Genomic DNA, 13,838 nt, shown 5'->3' on the forward strand with positions numbered 1-13,838 from the left:
GCGCCCGGCCACGGCTGGCGTCAATCGCCAGTCCCTCGCTTCGCAGTGAGCGACGGTGCGAAACTGGCGCCACGGGCGGCCTCGGCGTCGGCGGACACCCCATTAGACTTGACTAACCGTCAGGAAAGTCAGCATTGGGTCAGCATTGGGTCAGCATTGATCCAGCTAGACCCCGCCACAGACAGCCAAACACTCGACTCATGGCGCGCTCCGGGCCGGCCAATTGCAACGCACGGTTCGCTACCCGCCTCGCCACCTCTCAGACCCGGCCGCTGCGCCCAATGCCCTCCGGCCTATGCAACGAAGCCGCAGGTCACCGAGCCCTCCCCCGCGGCCGCAAGGCCACCGAGGGCAGTTCAGGCGCTGGCAGCCGGTCACCGTCGTAACCGCGCACCTCGCCAAAGCGAACGTCGTCCATCCAGTCAGAGCGGGCCTGGACGATGTCCTCGTGGGAGCGGCCGATGAAGTTCCACCACATGACGATCTCCTCGTCGAACGGCGTACCGCCCAGCAGGATCGCGCGGGCGGGTTCGTCCGCGGCGTTGGTCAGCGTGAGCGCGTCGATGCCAGGGTGGGCGTAGCCCAACTCGGCCGGCTTCAGCGGGGTTTCGGACATGAGGAGCGAGCCGGAGTCCACGAGGAGGCCGTGCTCGAAGGCGGGGTCCAGGTCGAGGGTGAGGGAGGCGTGCGGTTCGAGGACGATCTCGGCGCCGAGGAGGGGCGTGAAGGTCCGGACCGGTGACCGGGCGCCGGCCAGCGAACCGAGGAAGACCCTGACCTCGGCTCCGGGGTGGCGCACGGGGGCGGGCGCGTAGTGCTGGAAGTCCCGGTCGGTGTTGCGGTGTTGTTCGGGCAGCGCCACCCACAGCTGCACGCCGTGGAGGACGGTTGTCTGCGGGGTGGAGACCTCCGAGTGGGCGATGCCGTGCCCGCTCGTCATCAGGTTCAGTTCGCCGGGGCGCACGAAGGCGTGACTGCCGAGGCTGTCCCGGTGCTCGATCTCCCCGCTGAACAGCCAACTCACCGTCTGCAGCCCGGTGTGCGGATGCGGGGCGACGTCCATGCCACCGGTGACGGAGACGTCGTCCGGCCCGTAGTGGTCGGCGAAGCACCACGCGCCGATCAGGGTCCGGCCGCGCTGGGGCAGCGTGCGCCGCACGGTCATCGCACGCGGACCGCCCAGGGGCACCTCCCGCGAGGCGAGGACCTCGACCCGCGGCCCGTCGGCGTCACGCGCACCGTCCACCGTCGCGCCGCACCGCACCTCGGCCGGCTTCACCTCGACATTACTCACCGCACACCACCCTTCACTCGACACGATAGCCCCTCGGGAAATGGCCTTCGGAGCCCTCGCACGGGATGCGGAATACCCTCCGAGTCCCGCATTGTTTATCATTCAACCATCTGCCGGAGGTTCGGTCCACGGGCCCGGGCGCCAGGCCGCAAGGACTGGAAGTCAGACAGGAAGGACAGCAGCACCATGGCTTCGACCCTCGACATCCGTCGCGCCGACGAGCGCTTCCACACCCGGGCCGGGTGGCTGGACTCCCACCACTCGTTCTCGTTCTCCCGCCACTGGAATCCCGACAACACCCACTTCGGGCTGCTGCTGGTCTCCAACGACGACGTCGTCGCTCCGGGTACCGGCTTCGACACCCATCCGCACCGCGACATGGAGATCGTGACGTGGGTGCTCGACGGCAGTCTCGTCCACCAGGACTCCGAGGGGCACAACGGCGTGATCTACCCGGGGCTCGCGCAGCGGATGAGCGCCGGCACCGGCATCCTGCACAGCGAGAAGAACGACTCGTGGACGCTGACCGGCCAGCCCGAGCACCGGGACCCGGTGCACTTCCTCCAGATGTGGGTGATCCCCGACGAGGCCGGCATCCGGCCCGGCTACGAGCAGCTCGACATCAACGACGAACTCGCTCGCGGGGGTTGGACGACCCTGGCGTCCGGCATGTCCCAGCACGCCGACCAGCGGGCGATCGGCATCCGTCAGAAGCACGCCGCGCTGCACGTCAGCCGCATGCGTCCCGGAGAGACGCGGCAGATCGCCACCGCCCCGTTCGCGCACCTCTTCGTTGCGCGGGGCAGCGTCGAGTTGGAGGGCGCCGGGCCGCTGGCCACGGGCGACGCGGGTCGCGTCACGCGCGCCGAAGGCCAGCGCGTCACCGCCGGACCCGAGGGCGCGGAGGTCCTGATGTGGGAGATGACCGCCACCGTCTCGATGGGGTGAGTGCCCGGCCCACGCGACCGTCGGGCGCCGCGGTCGGCGAACGACGGGCCGACCGCGGCGACTTCGAACACGCGCATCCGATGGCCGGCCCGCGGCCGGCCATCGGATGGGCGCTGCGCCGGGGTCAGTGCTGCGGATGCGGGTGTGGATGGAACAGGGACCGCCGGTGCTTGGGGGTGGTGCCGGTGCCCGTTGTGCCCTTGGTGAGGCGGCCGACCTCGATGCGCATGCGGATGGCGTGGATCACCTCTGTGACACCCAGGACGATGGCCATGATGCCGGCGACCAACGCGAGCACGGCGATCGAGCTGAACGGCGAGACGATCAGCACGATGCCCGCGAGCATCGTGATGACGCCCAGGAAGATCTGCCAACCACGGGCGGGTGCCTGGGGGGCCGAGGCCGCGCCGGCCGTCATCATGATGCCGCGCAGCAGCCAGCCGAATCCGATCCACAGGGCGAGCAGCAGGAGCGACTGCAGGGTGCCCTTCAGGCAGACCAGTCCGAGGAGCACGCTGATCGCGCCGGTGATGAAGTGCAGCGCCCGCAGGTGTCCGGGAACGTGCGCGCCGAAGGCCGCGGCGAGTTGGAAGACACCGCTGACCAACAGGTAGATGCCGAAGGCCAGTCCGACGACGTGCAGCGTCTTGCCCGGCCACGCCAGGACGACCACGCCCAGGGCGATCGCCGCCAGGCCGACGGTGAACAGGCTCTGCCAACCGAGATTGGCCAGGGCGCCCAGGGCCGCACCGCTCGGGGAGGTTTCTTGAGCGTGTGTCGGGCCGTCGCCCGAAGGTGTGGAGGGGGTTGCCATTCCGCCCACCTCTCTTATGGAACAGCATGGTCAGATACGGACGTCTCCATCGTCACCCCAACGGCCCCGTCCCGCTCGGGGAGACCGCCCGCCGGCTCCCGCCCCCGCGTCACCGGCCCACCACCATCCAGTCCAGCACGGGCGTCGACTCCAGCCAGGCCAGGAGGCAGAGCGCCGCCAGAACGCACAGGCTCCAACCGATCACCTTCCGTAGGATCTCGCCCTCCCGGCCCGTCAACCCGACCGCGCTCGACGCGATGGCGAGGTTCTGCATGGCCTCCGCCTTGCCCTGTACGCCGCCGGTGCTGTTGGTCGCGGCGGCCAGCAGGCCGTCCATCCCCACCCGGTGCGCGGCGGCGACCTGCATGGCGCCGAACAGGGCGTTGGACGAGGTGTCCGAACCGGTCAACGCCACTCCGAACCAGCCCAGGAAGCCCGACAGCAGCGCGAACACCCCGCCCGTCCCGGCCAACCAGGCACCCAGCGAGACGGCCATCCCGGAGAGGTTCATGACGTACGACAACGCGAGCACGCAGCCGATGGAGAGTGCCGCCCAACGGATCTGGGCGCACGCCTCGCGGTACGCGCGCAGCGCGCGGCCCGGCCGGACCCGCAGGATCAGCACGGAGAGCACACCGACGATCAGCAACACCGTGCCGCCGGAGCCGAGCCAGTTGAGGTCGTACACCGCTGCCTTGGGGACCGTCCCGTCGGCGGTGCGTATGTGGAGTCCCGGCCAGCGGAACGAGGCGCCCCGGGCGGCGACGAAGCGGGCGACGGGTCCGTCGACGGACACCAGCGCGAAGGCGACGATGAGCAACACGTAGGGCGCGAACGCCTGGAGGAGTGGGAGGGGCGGCATCTTGCCTTGCTCCGCCTCGGGTTTCGGCTCTGGCCGCACCCCGCCCGGCTGCCAGAACCGCAGCAGCACCACGACCACCACCACGGAGACGATCCCGGCCACGACATCGGTCAATTGGTAGGTGAGGAAGTTGGCGCAGAGGTACTGTCCCGCGCCGAAGCCGACGCCGGCCGCCAGCGCCGCCGGCCAGACCTCGCGCAGTCCGCGGCGGCCGTCCAGGATCAACAGGAGGAAGAACGGCACCAGGACGGCGATCACGGATGACTGGCGGCCGACCATGGCGCCGAGGTCGTGCTCGGAGTAGCCGGTGGCCTTGGCGAGTGCCTGGATGGGGTTGCCGACCGAACCGAAGGCGGCGGGCGCGGTGTTGGCGAAGGCGGCCACCGCGGCGGCGCGGAGCGGCGTCAGGCCGAGGCCCAGCAGGATGATCGAGGTGATGGCGATGGGGGTGCCGAATCCCGACAGTGACTCGATCATGGCGCCGAAGCAGTAGGCGATGACGAGTGCCTGGACGCGGGGGTCCGGGGACAGCGAGGTGAAGGTCCGTCCGATGAGGTCGAAGTGGCCGGAGGCGCGCTGGAGTTTGTTGATCCACACCGCGTTGAGGATGATCCAGACGATCGGGAAGAGGCCGAACGCCGCGCCCTCCACCGCGCCGTCGGCGATCTGGCCGAACGGCATCCGGTAGGCGGTGAGGGCGATGGCGACGGCGCTGGCCAGGCTCCATAAGGCGGCCCGGTGCGAGGCCATCCGCACCACGCCGAGCAGCACCAGGAGCACCAGGAGCGGGGTGGCGGCCAGCAGCGCGGTGAGCCCCAAGTGGCCCAGCGGGTCGGTGACTTGACGGTACACGGCGAGACTCGCTCTCTCCGGCCGAGCGGGCCGGGTCTCGGGAGCGCTCGATCCGTCCGCGGGTGCACGAACGGCACAACGGAATTCTGTAATTTGAATATCAATTTCCGTCAGCCGGAGAGCATGGGTGCCCGCGGGGGCGCCGTCAAGGGGTCGGCCGCCGCGGCCCTCTCCATGCCTGGCACCCCGACGCCCCGCCCAACCGCTCACTCAGTCGTTCCGCCGCCTCCGCCACCAGCTCCCCGAACCGCTCCCGCAGCGGATCGGTCATCCGCGAGGTCGGCACGTTCACGCTGACGCTCGCCACCGGACGCCCCGACTCGCCCAGCACCGCCGCCGCCACCGCCGACACGTCCGCGCGCCACTCCCCCCGGTTCGTCGCCCAACCGCGCGCCCGGATCTCGTCGACCTCCGCGCGCAGCGCCGCCGGGTCCGTCGCTGTCGTCTCCGTGAACCGGGCGAGCCCGTCGGCCAGATACGCCGCCACCTCGGCGTCCGACCGGGCCGCCAGCACCGCCTTGCCGTTCGCCGACGCGTGCACCGGCAGGATCTGCCCCAGCGGCAGGATGATCCGCACCGGCTGCGTGGTCTCCAACCGCTCGACGAGGACGACCCGTTCGCCCTCCGGCACCGCCAGGTGGACCGTCTCGTCCGTACGCGCCCGCAGCTCCTCCATCACCGGCACCGCGGCGTCCCGCAGTCGCAGCTCGCCGGTGGCGTGCCGGCCCACCTGCAGCGCCTTGGCCGTCACCCGCCAGCGCGTCGGACGCCCCTCGGCGGGGCGGATCCAGCCCGCCTCGTGCAGCGTGACGAGCGTGCGCTGCACCGAGCTCTTCGGCAGTCCCATCGCCCGCGCCAGGTCGGCGACGCCGATCGGCTGGCGCTCCGCCACCTCTTCCAGTGCGCGCAGCGCGTTCCGCACGTTCTGCACCGTTGACTCCCTTCGCTCAACGGTCCTACGCTCTCTGTGCCTTGAGACGGTACAGCGTGCCGACACACGGCACAACCCTCCAGGGAAGGGATCGCTCACGTGAACTCGCCCCCACCACAAGCCCGTTCGGCCCGTCGCCCCGGTCGCCACTTCCTCCAGATCCCCGGCCCCACCAACATCCCCGATCCGGTCCTGCGCGCCCTCGCCGCGCCCACCGTCGACCACCGCGGGCCCGCCTTCGCCGAGTTGGCCCGGAGCGTGCTGGCCAGGCTCCGCCCGGTCTTCGGCACCGCCGGCCCCATCGCCCTCTACCCCGGCTCCGGCACCGGTGCCTGGGAGGCCGCCCTGGTCAACACCCTGAGCCCCGGCGACCGCGTGCTGTTCTTCGAGACCGGCCACTTCGCCGTGCTCTGGCGGGAGTTGGCCGAGCGGCTCGGCCTCGACGTCGAGCTCGTGCCCGGCGACTGGCGCCACGGCGCCGACCCCGACACGCTCGCCGACCGCCTCGCCCGCGATCCGCAACACCGCATCAAGGCCGTCTGCGTCGTCCACAACGAGACGTCCACCGGCGTCACCAGCCGAATTCCCGCTCTGCGCCGAGCTCTTGACGAGGCATCACACCCGGCGTTGTTCCTGGTCGACACCGTCTCCTCGCTCGGCTCCACCGACTTCCGGCACGACGAGTGGGGCGTCGACGTCACCGTCACCGGCTCCCAGAAGGGCCTGATGCTCCCGCCCGGCCTCGGCTTCAACGCCGTCGGCCCCCGCGCCCTCGAAGCCCACCGCACCGCCCGGCTGCCCCGCGCCTACTGGGACTGGGACCCCCTGCTCGACGTCGCCGAGCACGGCCGCTTCCCCTACACCCCCGCCACCAACCTGCTCTACGGCCTCGACGTCGCCCTCGACCTGCTGGCGGAGGAGGGGCTGCCCGCGGTCTTCGCCAGGCACGCCAGGCACGCCGCCGCCACCCGCGCCGCAGTCCGGGGCTGGGGCCTGACCGTGCTCTGCGCCGACGCCCGCGAGCACTCCCCGACCCTCACCGCCGTGCTGATGCCCCACGGCCAGGACGCCGACGCGCTGCGCGCCACCGTCCTCGACCGTTACGACATGTCCCTCGGCAGCGGCCTCGGCCGGCTCGCCGGCCGGGTCTTCCGCATCGGCCACCTCGGGCAACTCAGCGATCTGCAACTGGCCGGGGCCCTGGCCGGCGTCCAAATGGGCCTGGCCGCCCACGACTTCCCCTCCGACCCGGCCGGCCTGACCGCCGCCCTCGACGTCCTGGCCGCCGCATGAGCCGGCCGAGCCGGCCCCTCGCCGAGACGCGCACGCCTGGCACAGGCAGGGCCGAGCGAGAGGAGTTTCCGGCATGAGCGCCGCCGGCGAAGCGCTGCGCCGCCGCCTGATCCGCGACCTCGACGGGGAGGTCACCTTCGACGACTACACCCGCCATCTGTACTCCCGCGACGCCAGCATGTACGCCATCACCCCGCTCGGCGTGGCCTTCCCCCGGCACGCCGACGACGTCGCCGCGGCCGTCCGCGCGGCCGCCGAACACGGCACCACCGTCACCGCCCGCGGCGCCGGCACCAGCCTCGCCGGTCAGACCGTCGGCGCGGGCCTGGTCCTGGACCTCTCCCGCCACCTCGACCGCATCACCGACCTCGACCCCGTCGCCCGCACCGCCCGCGTCCAGCCCGGCGTCGTCCAGGACCAGCTCAACCGCGCCGCCGCCGCGCGCGGCCTCGCCTTCGGCCCCGACACCTCCACCAGCAACCGCGCCACCCTCGGCGGCATGATCGGCAACAACTCCGCGGGCAGCGGCTCACTGCGCCACGGCATGACGATCGATCACGTCCTGGCGCTGGACGTGGTCCTCTCCGACGGCACCACCGCCCGCCTCGCCCCGGTGACCGAGCCCGAACGCGCCCGCCGCGCCGCCCGCGCCACCCTGGACGGCCGCATCCACCGCGAACTCCCCGCCCTCACCACCGCGCACGCCGACGCGATCGCCACCGGCTACCCCGCCCACTGGCGCCGCGCCGGCGGCTACCGCCTCGACCGCCTGGCCGCGGACGCCGCCGCCGGACGCCCCTTCGACCCCGCCCGCTTCCTGGTCGGCTCCGAGGGCACCCTCGCCGTCGTCACCGCGGCCGAGGTCCGCCTCGTTCCCCAGCCCTCCCACACCGTCATCGCCGTCGGCCACTTCACCTCCGTCACCGCCGCCGTCGAGGCCACCGGCGACGCCCTGGCCTGCGACCCGGCGGCGGTCGAGCTGATGGACCGCACCATCCTCGACCTCGCCCGCCGCAAGATCGAGTACGCCTCGCTCGGCGACCTCCTGCACGGCGCCCCCGAAGCCCTCCTCTTCGTCACCCTCACCGGCGACGACCCGGGCGAACTCCGCGGCAGACTGGCCGACTTGGCGGGCCGATGGCGCCGCCACGGCCACGGCTACCACACCCTGATCGCCGACACCCCCGTCGAACAGGCCGCCCTGCTGAAGGTCCGCAAGTCCTCCCTCGGCCTGCTCATGGCCGCCGGTTCGGGCACCGACCGCCCCCTGGCGTTCGTCGAGGACACCGCCGTCGACCCCGCCCACCTGCCCGACTACACCCGCCGCTTCAAGGCGATCCTCGACCGGCACGACATGACCGCCGGCTTCTACGGCCACGCCTCCGTCGGCTGTCTGCACATCCGCCCGTTCGTCGATCTCACTGACCCCGCTCGGGTCGCCGCCATGCGCGCGGTCGCCGAGGAGGTCCGCGACCTCGCCGCGGAGTACGGCGGCGCCAACTCCAGCGAACACGGCGACGGCCTGGCCCGCAGCGAGTTCAACCGACGACTGTTCGGGGACGAGCTCTACGAGGCGATGCGCGCCGTGAAACGCCTCTTCGACCCCGACGCCCGCCTCAACCCTGGCAAGATCGTCGACGCCGGCCCGATGACCGACCACCTGCGCGACCCCGCCCTGCCGCCGGCCCCCGGCCTGCGCACCCGCCTGGACTTCGCAGACACCGGCGGCATGCGCGGCGCCGCCGACCGGTGCATGAACATCGGACTGTGCCGCAAGGACGCCCACGGCACCATGTGCCCCTCCTACATGGCCACCCGCGACGAACAGCACGCCACCCGGGGCCGCGCCGGGGCCCTCGTCAAGGCCCTGTCCGAGCCCGACCCCAAGGCGGCCCTCGGGGACGACCGCCTGCACGAGATCCTCGACCTGTGCCTGATGTGCAAGGCATGCCAGAGCGAATGCCCCCTGGGCGTCGACGTGGCCGCCCTCAAGGCCGAGACCCTCTCCCACCACCACGACGCCCACGGCGTCCCACTCCGCACCCGCCTCTTCGCCGCCATCCGAACCCTCAACCGCCTCGGCTCCGCCCTCGCTCCCCTCCCGAACCTGCTCCAACACGCCCCCGGCACCCGTCACCTGCTCTCCCGCCTGCTCGGCATCGCCACCGCCCGCCCGCTCCCCACCCCCCTCCGCGCCAACCTCGTCCGCTGGCACCGTCGACACACCCCGCCCCGGCGCCCCACACCGCTGGGCACCGTCACCTTCCTGGCCGACTCCTTCACCACCCACACCGAGCCGAGCCTCGGTCGCGCCGCCATCGAACTCCTCGAACTCGCCGGCTGGCAGGTCCAGTTGGAGAGTCGCGGCTGCTGCGGCCGCGCCGCCTACTCCAAGGGCCTCCTCGACCGCGCCGCCGCCACCTCCCTCGCCCTCGCCCGCCGACTGGCCACCACCGACGGCCCGGTCACCGGCTGCGAACCCTCCTGCCTGTTCACCCTCCGCGACGAACACCTCCGCCTGCACCCCGACGACCCGGACGTCCGCAAGGCCGCCGAACGCGTCCGCCAAACCGAGGAACTCCTCACCGAGGCGATCGACGCCGGACGCCTCCGCCTGCGCCCGGACAACCCCTACGCCGGGCGCCGCATCGTCTACCACGGACACTGCCACCAGAAGGCGGAGGTCGGCACCGCCGCCACATTGGACCTGCTGCGCCGCATCCCGGGCGCCGACGTCGTCGAAGTCGACGCCGGCTGCTGCGGCATGGCCGGCTCCTTCGGCTTCGAGGCCGAGCACTACGACCTGTCGCTCCGCATCGCCCGCGACCGTCTGGTCCCCGCCCTCACCACCGAACCCGAAACCACCGTCATCGCCGCCACCGGCGTCTCCTGCCGCCAACAGATCACCCACACCACCCACCGCCCCGCCCACCATCCGCTCCAGCTCGTCCGGGACGCCCTCGCGGACGGGCCATGAGCGCGGGCGGACCGTCGCCCCGGGCAACCCCCGTCGCTGCTCAGCCCCCCACCAAAAAGGAGCCGGCCACCGCCGTACCAATAACGCATTGCGTCCCCCTGAACCACCCTCATAAAGTCGCCGCATGTCTCTGCGTCTTCGCATGCGCCAAGCACTGCCGGAAGCGATGCGGGCCCGGGACCGGGCCGCGGTCAGTGCGCTGCGCGCCACGCTCTCCGCGCTGGACAACGCCGAGGCGATCCCCGTGGCCGAGGCCGAGCTGCGCGGCACCGCCCTGGAACACTCCCCGGCCGGTGTCGGGACCACCGAGGCCACCCGACGCAAGCTGACCGACCGTCATGTGGTCGACATCGTGCGCGCCGAGGCCGACGAACGGCTCGCGGCCGCCGAGCAGTTGACCGCCGCCCACGCCGAGCGCGCCGCACGCCTCCGCGCGCAGACCGCCGTACTACTGCGCTTCCTCGACGAGCCGAACGGCTAGCGCCACGGACCACGGCATCCGGGGTGACTGGTACTGCCCCTGCCAACCCGCTACCGCCGCAGGTCCTGTTGGTAACGCCCCGGGGTGTCGCCGATGGCCGCGGTGAAGGCGTGGATGAAGGTGCTGGGGTTGGACCAACCGCAGGCGTGTGCCGTGGTGGTGACGGAGTGTCCGTCCGAGAGCAGGATCAGGGCGTGATGCAGGCGTAGTTGGGTGCGCCACTGGTGGAAGCTCATGCCCAGTTCGTTGTGGAACAGTCGGCTGAGGGTGCGTTCGCTGGCGCCCACGGCCTGGCCGAGCGCGGCGAGTGGGGCGGTGTTGGCGGGATCGTCGTGGAGCAGCCGGGCCAGGGCTCGCAAGCGGTCGTCTTGCGGCTCGGGCAGATGGAGGGGCTGCTCCGCCGTCAACAGCATGCCGGCAAGCCAGGCCGGCGTCGCCTCCGCGGTGGCCGCCACCGCGCGCCAGTTCGGCAGCGCCCTGGGCGTGGCCATCCTCGGCGGCCTCCTGACCACCAGACTCGGCCCGTCGACCGACCCCCACCTCCTCAGCAACGCCACGCACCTGCCCTGGGCGTTCCTCTGCCTCGACGGCCTGGCCGTCGCCGCCGTCGCGCTGGTCACCACGAGACGGCGGCCCCGCGACGACCAGGAGCATGGCGCGCCGAGCGCAACTCCCCTACCCGGCACACGAATTGCCGGTCGCTGACCGACCGCCCTCGTAAGGGATTCGAAGCCCCCGTCGACTGTCAGCCGTCGAGACGCTGCAGAACCCGCGTGAACTCGCCGGTCTCGATCAGTCCGGCGAGCACCGCAACCATGTTGCTGATACCGGCGTCACGGACGATGAGACCGTCCGAACATCCAGAAGTACCGGCCTCCGAGGGCTTCCCCACTGGCGGCCCAGCTCTTCATGAGAACGTCGACCTGGGCGAGGGTGATGACGGTTGCGCTCCACCGTGAGCCGTCCTTGAGGTCCACGAAGACGTCGACGTTGTCCACGGCCTCCGGGTCCTCGCCGGCGTCCGGCAGGAACGCGGCGTCGAACTGCTCGGTCTGGACGCGGTACCAGGGCCCGTCCCAACTGCCCGGTGGCGTGCTGTGGCTCATCGGGCGAGTGTGCCTGGCGAACCCGTCCGTCTCAACCGCATTGCTGGTCACTCCTCCAGCGCCGTCGCCAGGCGGTCGAGGTCGGTGAGGAGTGCCGGAAGGCGTTGGGGTGGGACGGCCTCGACCATGCGTTGTTCGATGGCGTAGACGGCTGCCTGGACCGCGGCCAGGCGGTCGTGGCCCTCCTCCGTGAGATGGGTGGGGCGGGCGCGGCCGTGGTCGGCGGTGGTGGGGCGGGTGATCAGCCCCGCTTCCTGCAAGCCGCGCAGGACGACGTTGGCGGACTGCCGGGTGACGAAGGTGGCGCGGGCGAGCTCGGCGTTGGACAACCCCGGGCGCACGGCCAGGAGTTCGAGGGTGGCGTACTGCGGGACGGTGAGCCCGTGCGCGCGCAGGACCTTGTCCATGGCGCCGCGCAGCGCGGCCTGGGCCCGCTTGATCAGGTAGCCCACGTGTTGGGTGACGTCCGTCGCGGGATGGGGCGGCTCGGCAGACTTGCTCTCCTTCATGTCAGCATTTTGACATAGCGATGCGGACCCTCCTAACCTCGCCTATGTCAAAGTTCTGACATGCAGGGTTCTGACCTGCAGATGGAGGAAGCACCCATGTCTGTAAGCATCGACGGCCCCAGCTTCGTCGCCCTGCAAGTTCGCGATGTGGACGCGGCGGCGGCCTTCTGCGAGCGGCACCTGGGCCTGCGGCGCGCCGCGGTCTCACCGCCGCACGCGGTCGTGTTCGACACCCAGCCGATCCCGTTCGCCATCCGCGAGCCCCTCCCGGGCGTCGACCTCAGCGAGACCGCACGCCCCGGCCTCGGCGTGGCGCTCTGGTTCCGGACTTCCGACGCGCGCCGGCTCCACGACCGACTCGCCGCCGCCGGAATCCGGATCCTCACCCCGCCGACGGACAGCCCCTTCGGGCCGATGTTCTCCTTCGAGGGCCCGGAGGGCTACGCACTCACCGCACACGGAGGCTGACCGCGTCCGCCGCTCCGGTGGGCAGACAGCCGACATCGACGCCACACAGCAACGGGGAGTCGGGAGCGGGAAGGCAGCCGGCCTCCCCTCCTCCCGACTCCCCGGGCGTGACCGAGGTGCTCGTCGGCCCTACTTGCCGCGAATCTTGAACGGCAACGTGCCGTAGTAGATCGACGTGTCGCCGGTCCCCACGGACACACCCGCATCGACGTCGGCCAAGGGAGCGCCTCCCGCGACCGCCACGCGCAGCCGGTAGACGGCACTGGCCCCGGGCGCCAGCGGCGACTTGGCCGTCGGGGTCAGCCCGGCACTCATCCCCGGGTCACACCCGCTGGGCACCAGCTCCACGCGCTGCCACCCGCGGCCGGCCACGTACTGCTGGACCACCAGGTCCTTGGGCGCCACGGCACGGTTGCCGGCCTGCCCGTAGGCGAAGTACCCGGCGCTGAGCGCCGGGTAGGCCCGCTTGGTGGTGTTCTTGACGGTGAGAGCGAACTCCTTCGCCGCACCGCCACGCACCAGACTGGCACCGCGCGACCAACCGGTGACCGTGGTCGTGGGCCGGTCGACGACGGTGCTCCGCGCCGGTGCGCGGTAGGTGTGGCCGTGACCGTCATTGACCGAAGCGGTCACGGTCAGGCGGCCGGGGCGGTCGATTGCCTGGACCCGGAGGGCCACCGTGGCGGGGCGACCGGCGCTCGCCGGCTCCGAGACGGAGAAGGAGAACGTCCCCTTCTCCGGCCGTGTGTCACTGGACGGTTGGTGGTCCAGGTCGACCCAGCGGTGACTCCTGGTGTCATATCGCTGCATCAGGAGAGAGTCGGCGATGAAACCCTGCGTGGTGACGTCCAGGCGGACCGTGCCCTTGGAGACCGGGGTGCGCAGGGTGACGTTCGAGGACGACCAGAGGCCGATGGGCGCCTCGGGAGCGAGACCGTAGGAGAGCTTCTGCGTCGCGTTACCGGTGACGACCGTGGCCGGGACGCTTCCCCGTCCCGCCGCGCCTTCCTTCCCCGCCGCGGCGTGCGCCCGCGTCGCCGCGCTCATGGGTCCCGCCACCGCGGCACCGCAGTTCGGGACGGCCCGCGCCCCCGTAGCCCGCTGCACGGAGGCCGCCTGCCCGGGAGCCGCCGCGCCCATCACCAAGGCCAGCCCGGCGGCCACCGCCGCCGCGGAACCGGCGGTCGCCTTCCGGCCAGTCGCGGACTGTTGCGCTATACGTGCCATATTGCCCCCACTTCATACCGGACGCACCGCTGTGCATCTCTGCGAGAGAGGAGTCGACTCTGCCGTACCAGGTTCC

The 13,838-nt window shown here is 71.8% G+C and carries 12 protein-coding genes and 2 pseudogenes; 6 read left to right on the plus strand and 8 right to left on the minus strand.

Annotated features, from left to right (window positions below):
* Positions 1-313 precede the first annotated feature (313 nt).
* Positions 314-1,294, minus strand: coding sequence for a pirin family protein (locus ACIQU6_RS08655; protein ID WP_403480901.1), 981 nt, complete (start codon positions 1,292-1,294; stop codon positions 314-316).
* A gap of 186 nt (positions 1,295-1,480) precedes the next feature.
* Between ACIQU6_RS08655 and ACIQU6_RS08660 the strand changes: the two genes are divergently transcribed.
* Positions 1,481-2,242 carry a pirin family protein gene (locus tag ACIQU6_RS08660; RefSeq protein WP_403480902.1) on the plus strand — a complete coding sequence of 254 codons (762 nt, stop codon included), beginning with the start codon at positions 1,481-1,483 and terminating at the stop codon, positions 2,240-2,242.
* Between the two features lie 124 nt (positions 2,243-2,366).
* Here the strand turns inward: ACIQU6_RS08660 and ACIQU6_RS08665 are convergent, their stop codons facing one another.
* The 3 genes from ACIQU6_RS08665 to ACIQU6_RS08675 all read right to left on the minus strand — a co-directional run bounded on the left by ACIQU6_RS08665 (position 2,367) and on the right by ACIQU6_RS08675 (position 5,701).
* Positions 2,367-3,056, minus strand: a complete 690-nt coding sequence (locus tag ACIQU6_RS08665) for an HdeD family acid-resistance protein (RefSeq protein WP_403480903.1) — start codon at positions 3,054-3,056, stop codon at positions 2,367-2,369.
* Between the two features lie 109 nt (positions 3,057-3,165).
* Positions 3,166-4,770 (minus strand): L-lactate permease, encoded by a 1,605-nt coding sequence (locus ACIQU6_RS08670; protein ID WP_403480904.1) that lies wholly within the window; start codon positions 4,768-4,770, stop codon positions 3,166-3,168.
* A gap of 145 nt (positions 4,771-4,915) precedes the next feature.
* A complete protein-coding gene (locus tag ACIQU6_RS08675) occupies positions 4,916-5,701 on the minus strand; it encodes an IclR family transcriptional regulator (protein WP_403480905.1) in 786 nt (261 codons plus the stop codon).
* Positions 5,702-5,800: 99 nt separating this feature from the next.
* Between ACIQU6_RS08675 and ACIQU6_RS08680 the strand changes: the two genes are divergently transcribed.
* The 3 genes from ACIQU6_RS08680 (at position 5,801) to ACIQU6_RS08690 (ending at position 10,452) form a co-directional block, all read left to right on the plus strand.
* A complete protein-coding gene (locus ACIQU6_RS08680) occupies positions 5,801-6,994 on the plus strand; it encodes a pyridoxal-phosphate-dependent aminotransferase family protein (protein ID WP_403480906.1) in 1,194 nt (397 codons plus the stop codon).
* A gap of 73 nt (positions 6,995-7,067) precedes the next feature.
* Positions 7,068-9,971: an FAD-binding and (Fe-S)-binding domain-containing protein gene (locus tag ACIQU6_RS08685; RefSeq protein WP_403480907.1), complete on the plus strand. Its 2,904-nt coding sequence runs from the start codon at positions 7,068-7,070 to the stop codon at positions 9,969-9,971.
* Between the two features lie 166 nt (positions 9,972-10,137).
* A complete protein-coding gene (locus ACIQU6_RS08690) occupies positions 10,138-10,452 on the plus strand; it encodes a hypothetical protein (RefSeq protein WP_403480952.1) in 315 nt (104 codons plus the stop codon).
* A 50-nt stretch (positions 10,453-10,502) separates the two neighbouring features.
* Here ACIQU6_RS08690 and ACIQU6_RS08695 read toward each other — a convergent pair.
* Positions 10,503-10,853 (minus strand): annotated as a pseudogene (locus ACIQU6_RS08695) (helix-turn-helix transcriptional regulator); the annotation flags it as partial.
* Between the two features lie 10 nt (positions 10,854-10,863).
* On the opposite strand from ACIQU6_RS08695, the gene ACIQU6_RS08700 reads away from it, so the two are divergent.
* Entirely contained in the window at positions 10,864-11,157 is a 294-nt protein-coding gene (locus ACIQU6_RS08700) for a hypothetical protein (protein ID WP_403480908.1), read from the plus strand.
* 40 nt (positions 11,158-11,197) lie between these two features.
* Here ACIQU6_RS08700 and ACIQU6_RS08705 read toward each other — a convergent pair.
* Both ACIQU6_RS08705 and ACIQU6_RS08710 read right to left on the minus strand, forming a co-directional pair.
* A pseudogene (locus ACIQU6_RS08705) lies at positions 11,198-11,558 on the minus strand (hypothetical protein).
* A 47-nt stretch (positions 11,559-11,605) separates the two neighbouring features.
* Positions 11,606-12,067, minus strand: a complete 462-nt coding sequence (locus tag ACIQU6_RS08710) for a MarR family winged helix-turn-helix transcriptional regulator (protein ID WP_403480909.1) — start codon at positions 12,065-12,067, stop codon at positions 11,606-11,608.
* A 96-nt stretch (positions 12,068-12,163) separates the two neighbouring features.
* Here ACIQU6_RS08710 and ACIQU6_RS08715 point away from each other — a divergent pair, with 96 nt between their 5' ends.
* Complete coding sequence (locus ACIQU6_RS08715) at positions 12,164-12,535, plus strand: VOC family protein (RefSeq protein WP_403480910.1); 372 nt, start codon at positions 12,164-12,166, stop codon at positions 12,533-12,535.
* Positions 12,536-12,664: 129 nt separating this feature from the next.
* On the opposite strand, the gene ACIQU6_RS08720 is transcribed toward ACIQU6_RS08715, so the two are convergent.
* Entirely contained in the window at positions 12,665-13,762 is a 1,098-nt protein-coding gene (locus tag ACIQU6_RS08720; protein WP_403480911.1) for a hypothetical protein, read from the minus strand.
* Positions 13,763-13,838: the final 76 nt, after the last annotated feature.

Source organism: Streptomyces sp. NPDC090442 (genome assembly GCF_044769405.1).
In the GTDB taxonomy this organism is placed as follows: domain Bacteria; phylum Actinomycetota; class Actinomycetes; order Streptomycetales; family Streptomycetaceae; genus Streptomyces.

What these genes read in the sequence shown, in the direction of transcription:
- ACIQU6_RS08665 (WP_403480903.1), bottom strand. Translation starts at nt 3,056, where the DNA reads ATGGCAACCCCCTCCACACCTTCGGGCGACGGCCCGACACACGCTCAA.
- ACIQU6_RS08660 (WP_403480902.1), top strand. Translation starts at nt 1,481, where the DNA reads ATGGCTTCGACCCTCGACATCCGTCGCGCCGACGAGCGCTTCCACACC.
- ACIQU6_RS08685 (WP_403480907.1), top strand. Translation starts at nt 7,068, where the DNA reads ATGAGCGCCGCCGGCGAAGCGCTGCGCCGCCGCCTGATCCGCGACCTC.
- ACIQU6_RS08720 (WP_403480911.1), bottom strand. Translation starts at nt 13,762, where the DNA reads ATGGCACGTATAGCGCAACAGTCCGCGACTGGCCGGAAGGCGACCGCC.
- ACIQU6_RS08710 (WP_403480909.1), bottom strand. Translation starts at nt 12,067, where the DNA reads ATGAAGGAGAGCAAGTCTGCCGAGCCGCCCCATCCCGCGACGGACGTC.
- ACIQU6_RS08690 (WP_403480952.1), top strand. Translation starts at nt 10,138, where the DNA reads ATGCGGGCCCGGGACCGGGCCGCGGTCAGTGCGCTGCGCGCCACGCTC.
- ACIQU6_RS08715 (WP_403480910.1), top strand. Translation starts at nt 12,164, where the DNA reads ATGTCTGTAAGCATCGACGGCCCCAGCTTCGTCGCCCTGCAAGTTCGC.
- ACIQU6_RS08700 (WP_403480908.1), top strand. Translation starts at nt 10,864, where the DNA reads ATGCCGGCAAGCCAGGCCGGCGTCGCCTCCGCGGTGGCCGCCACCGCG.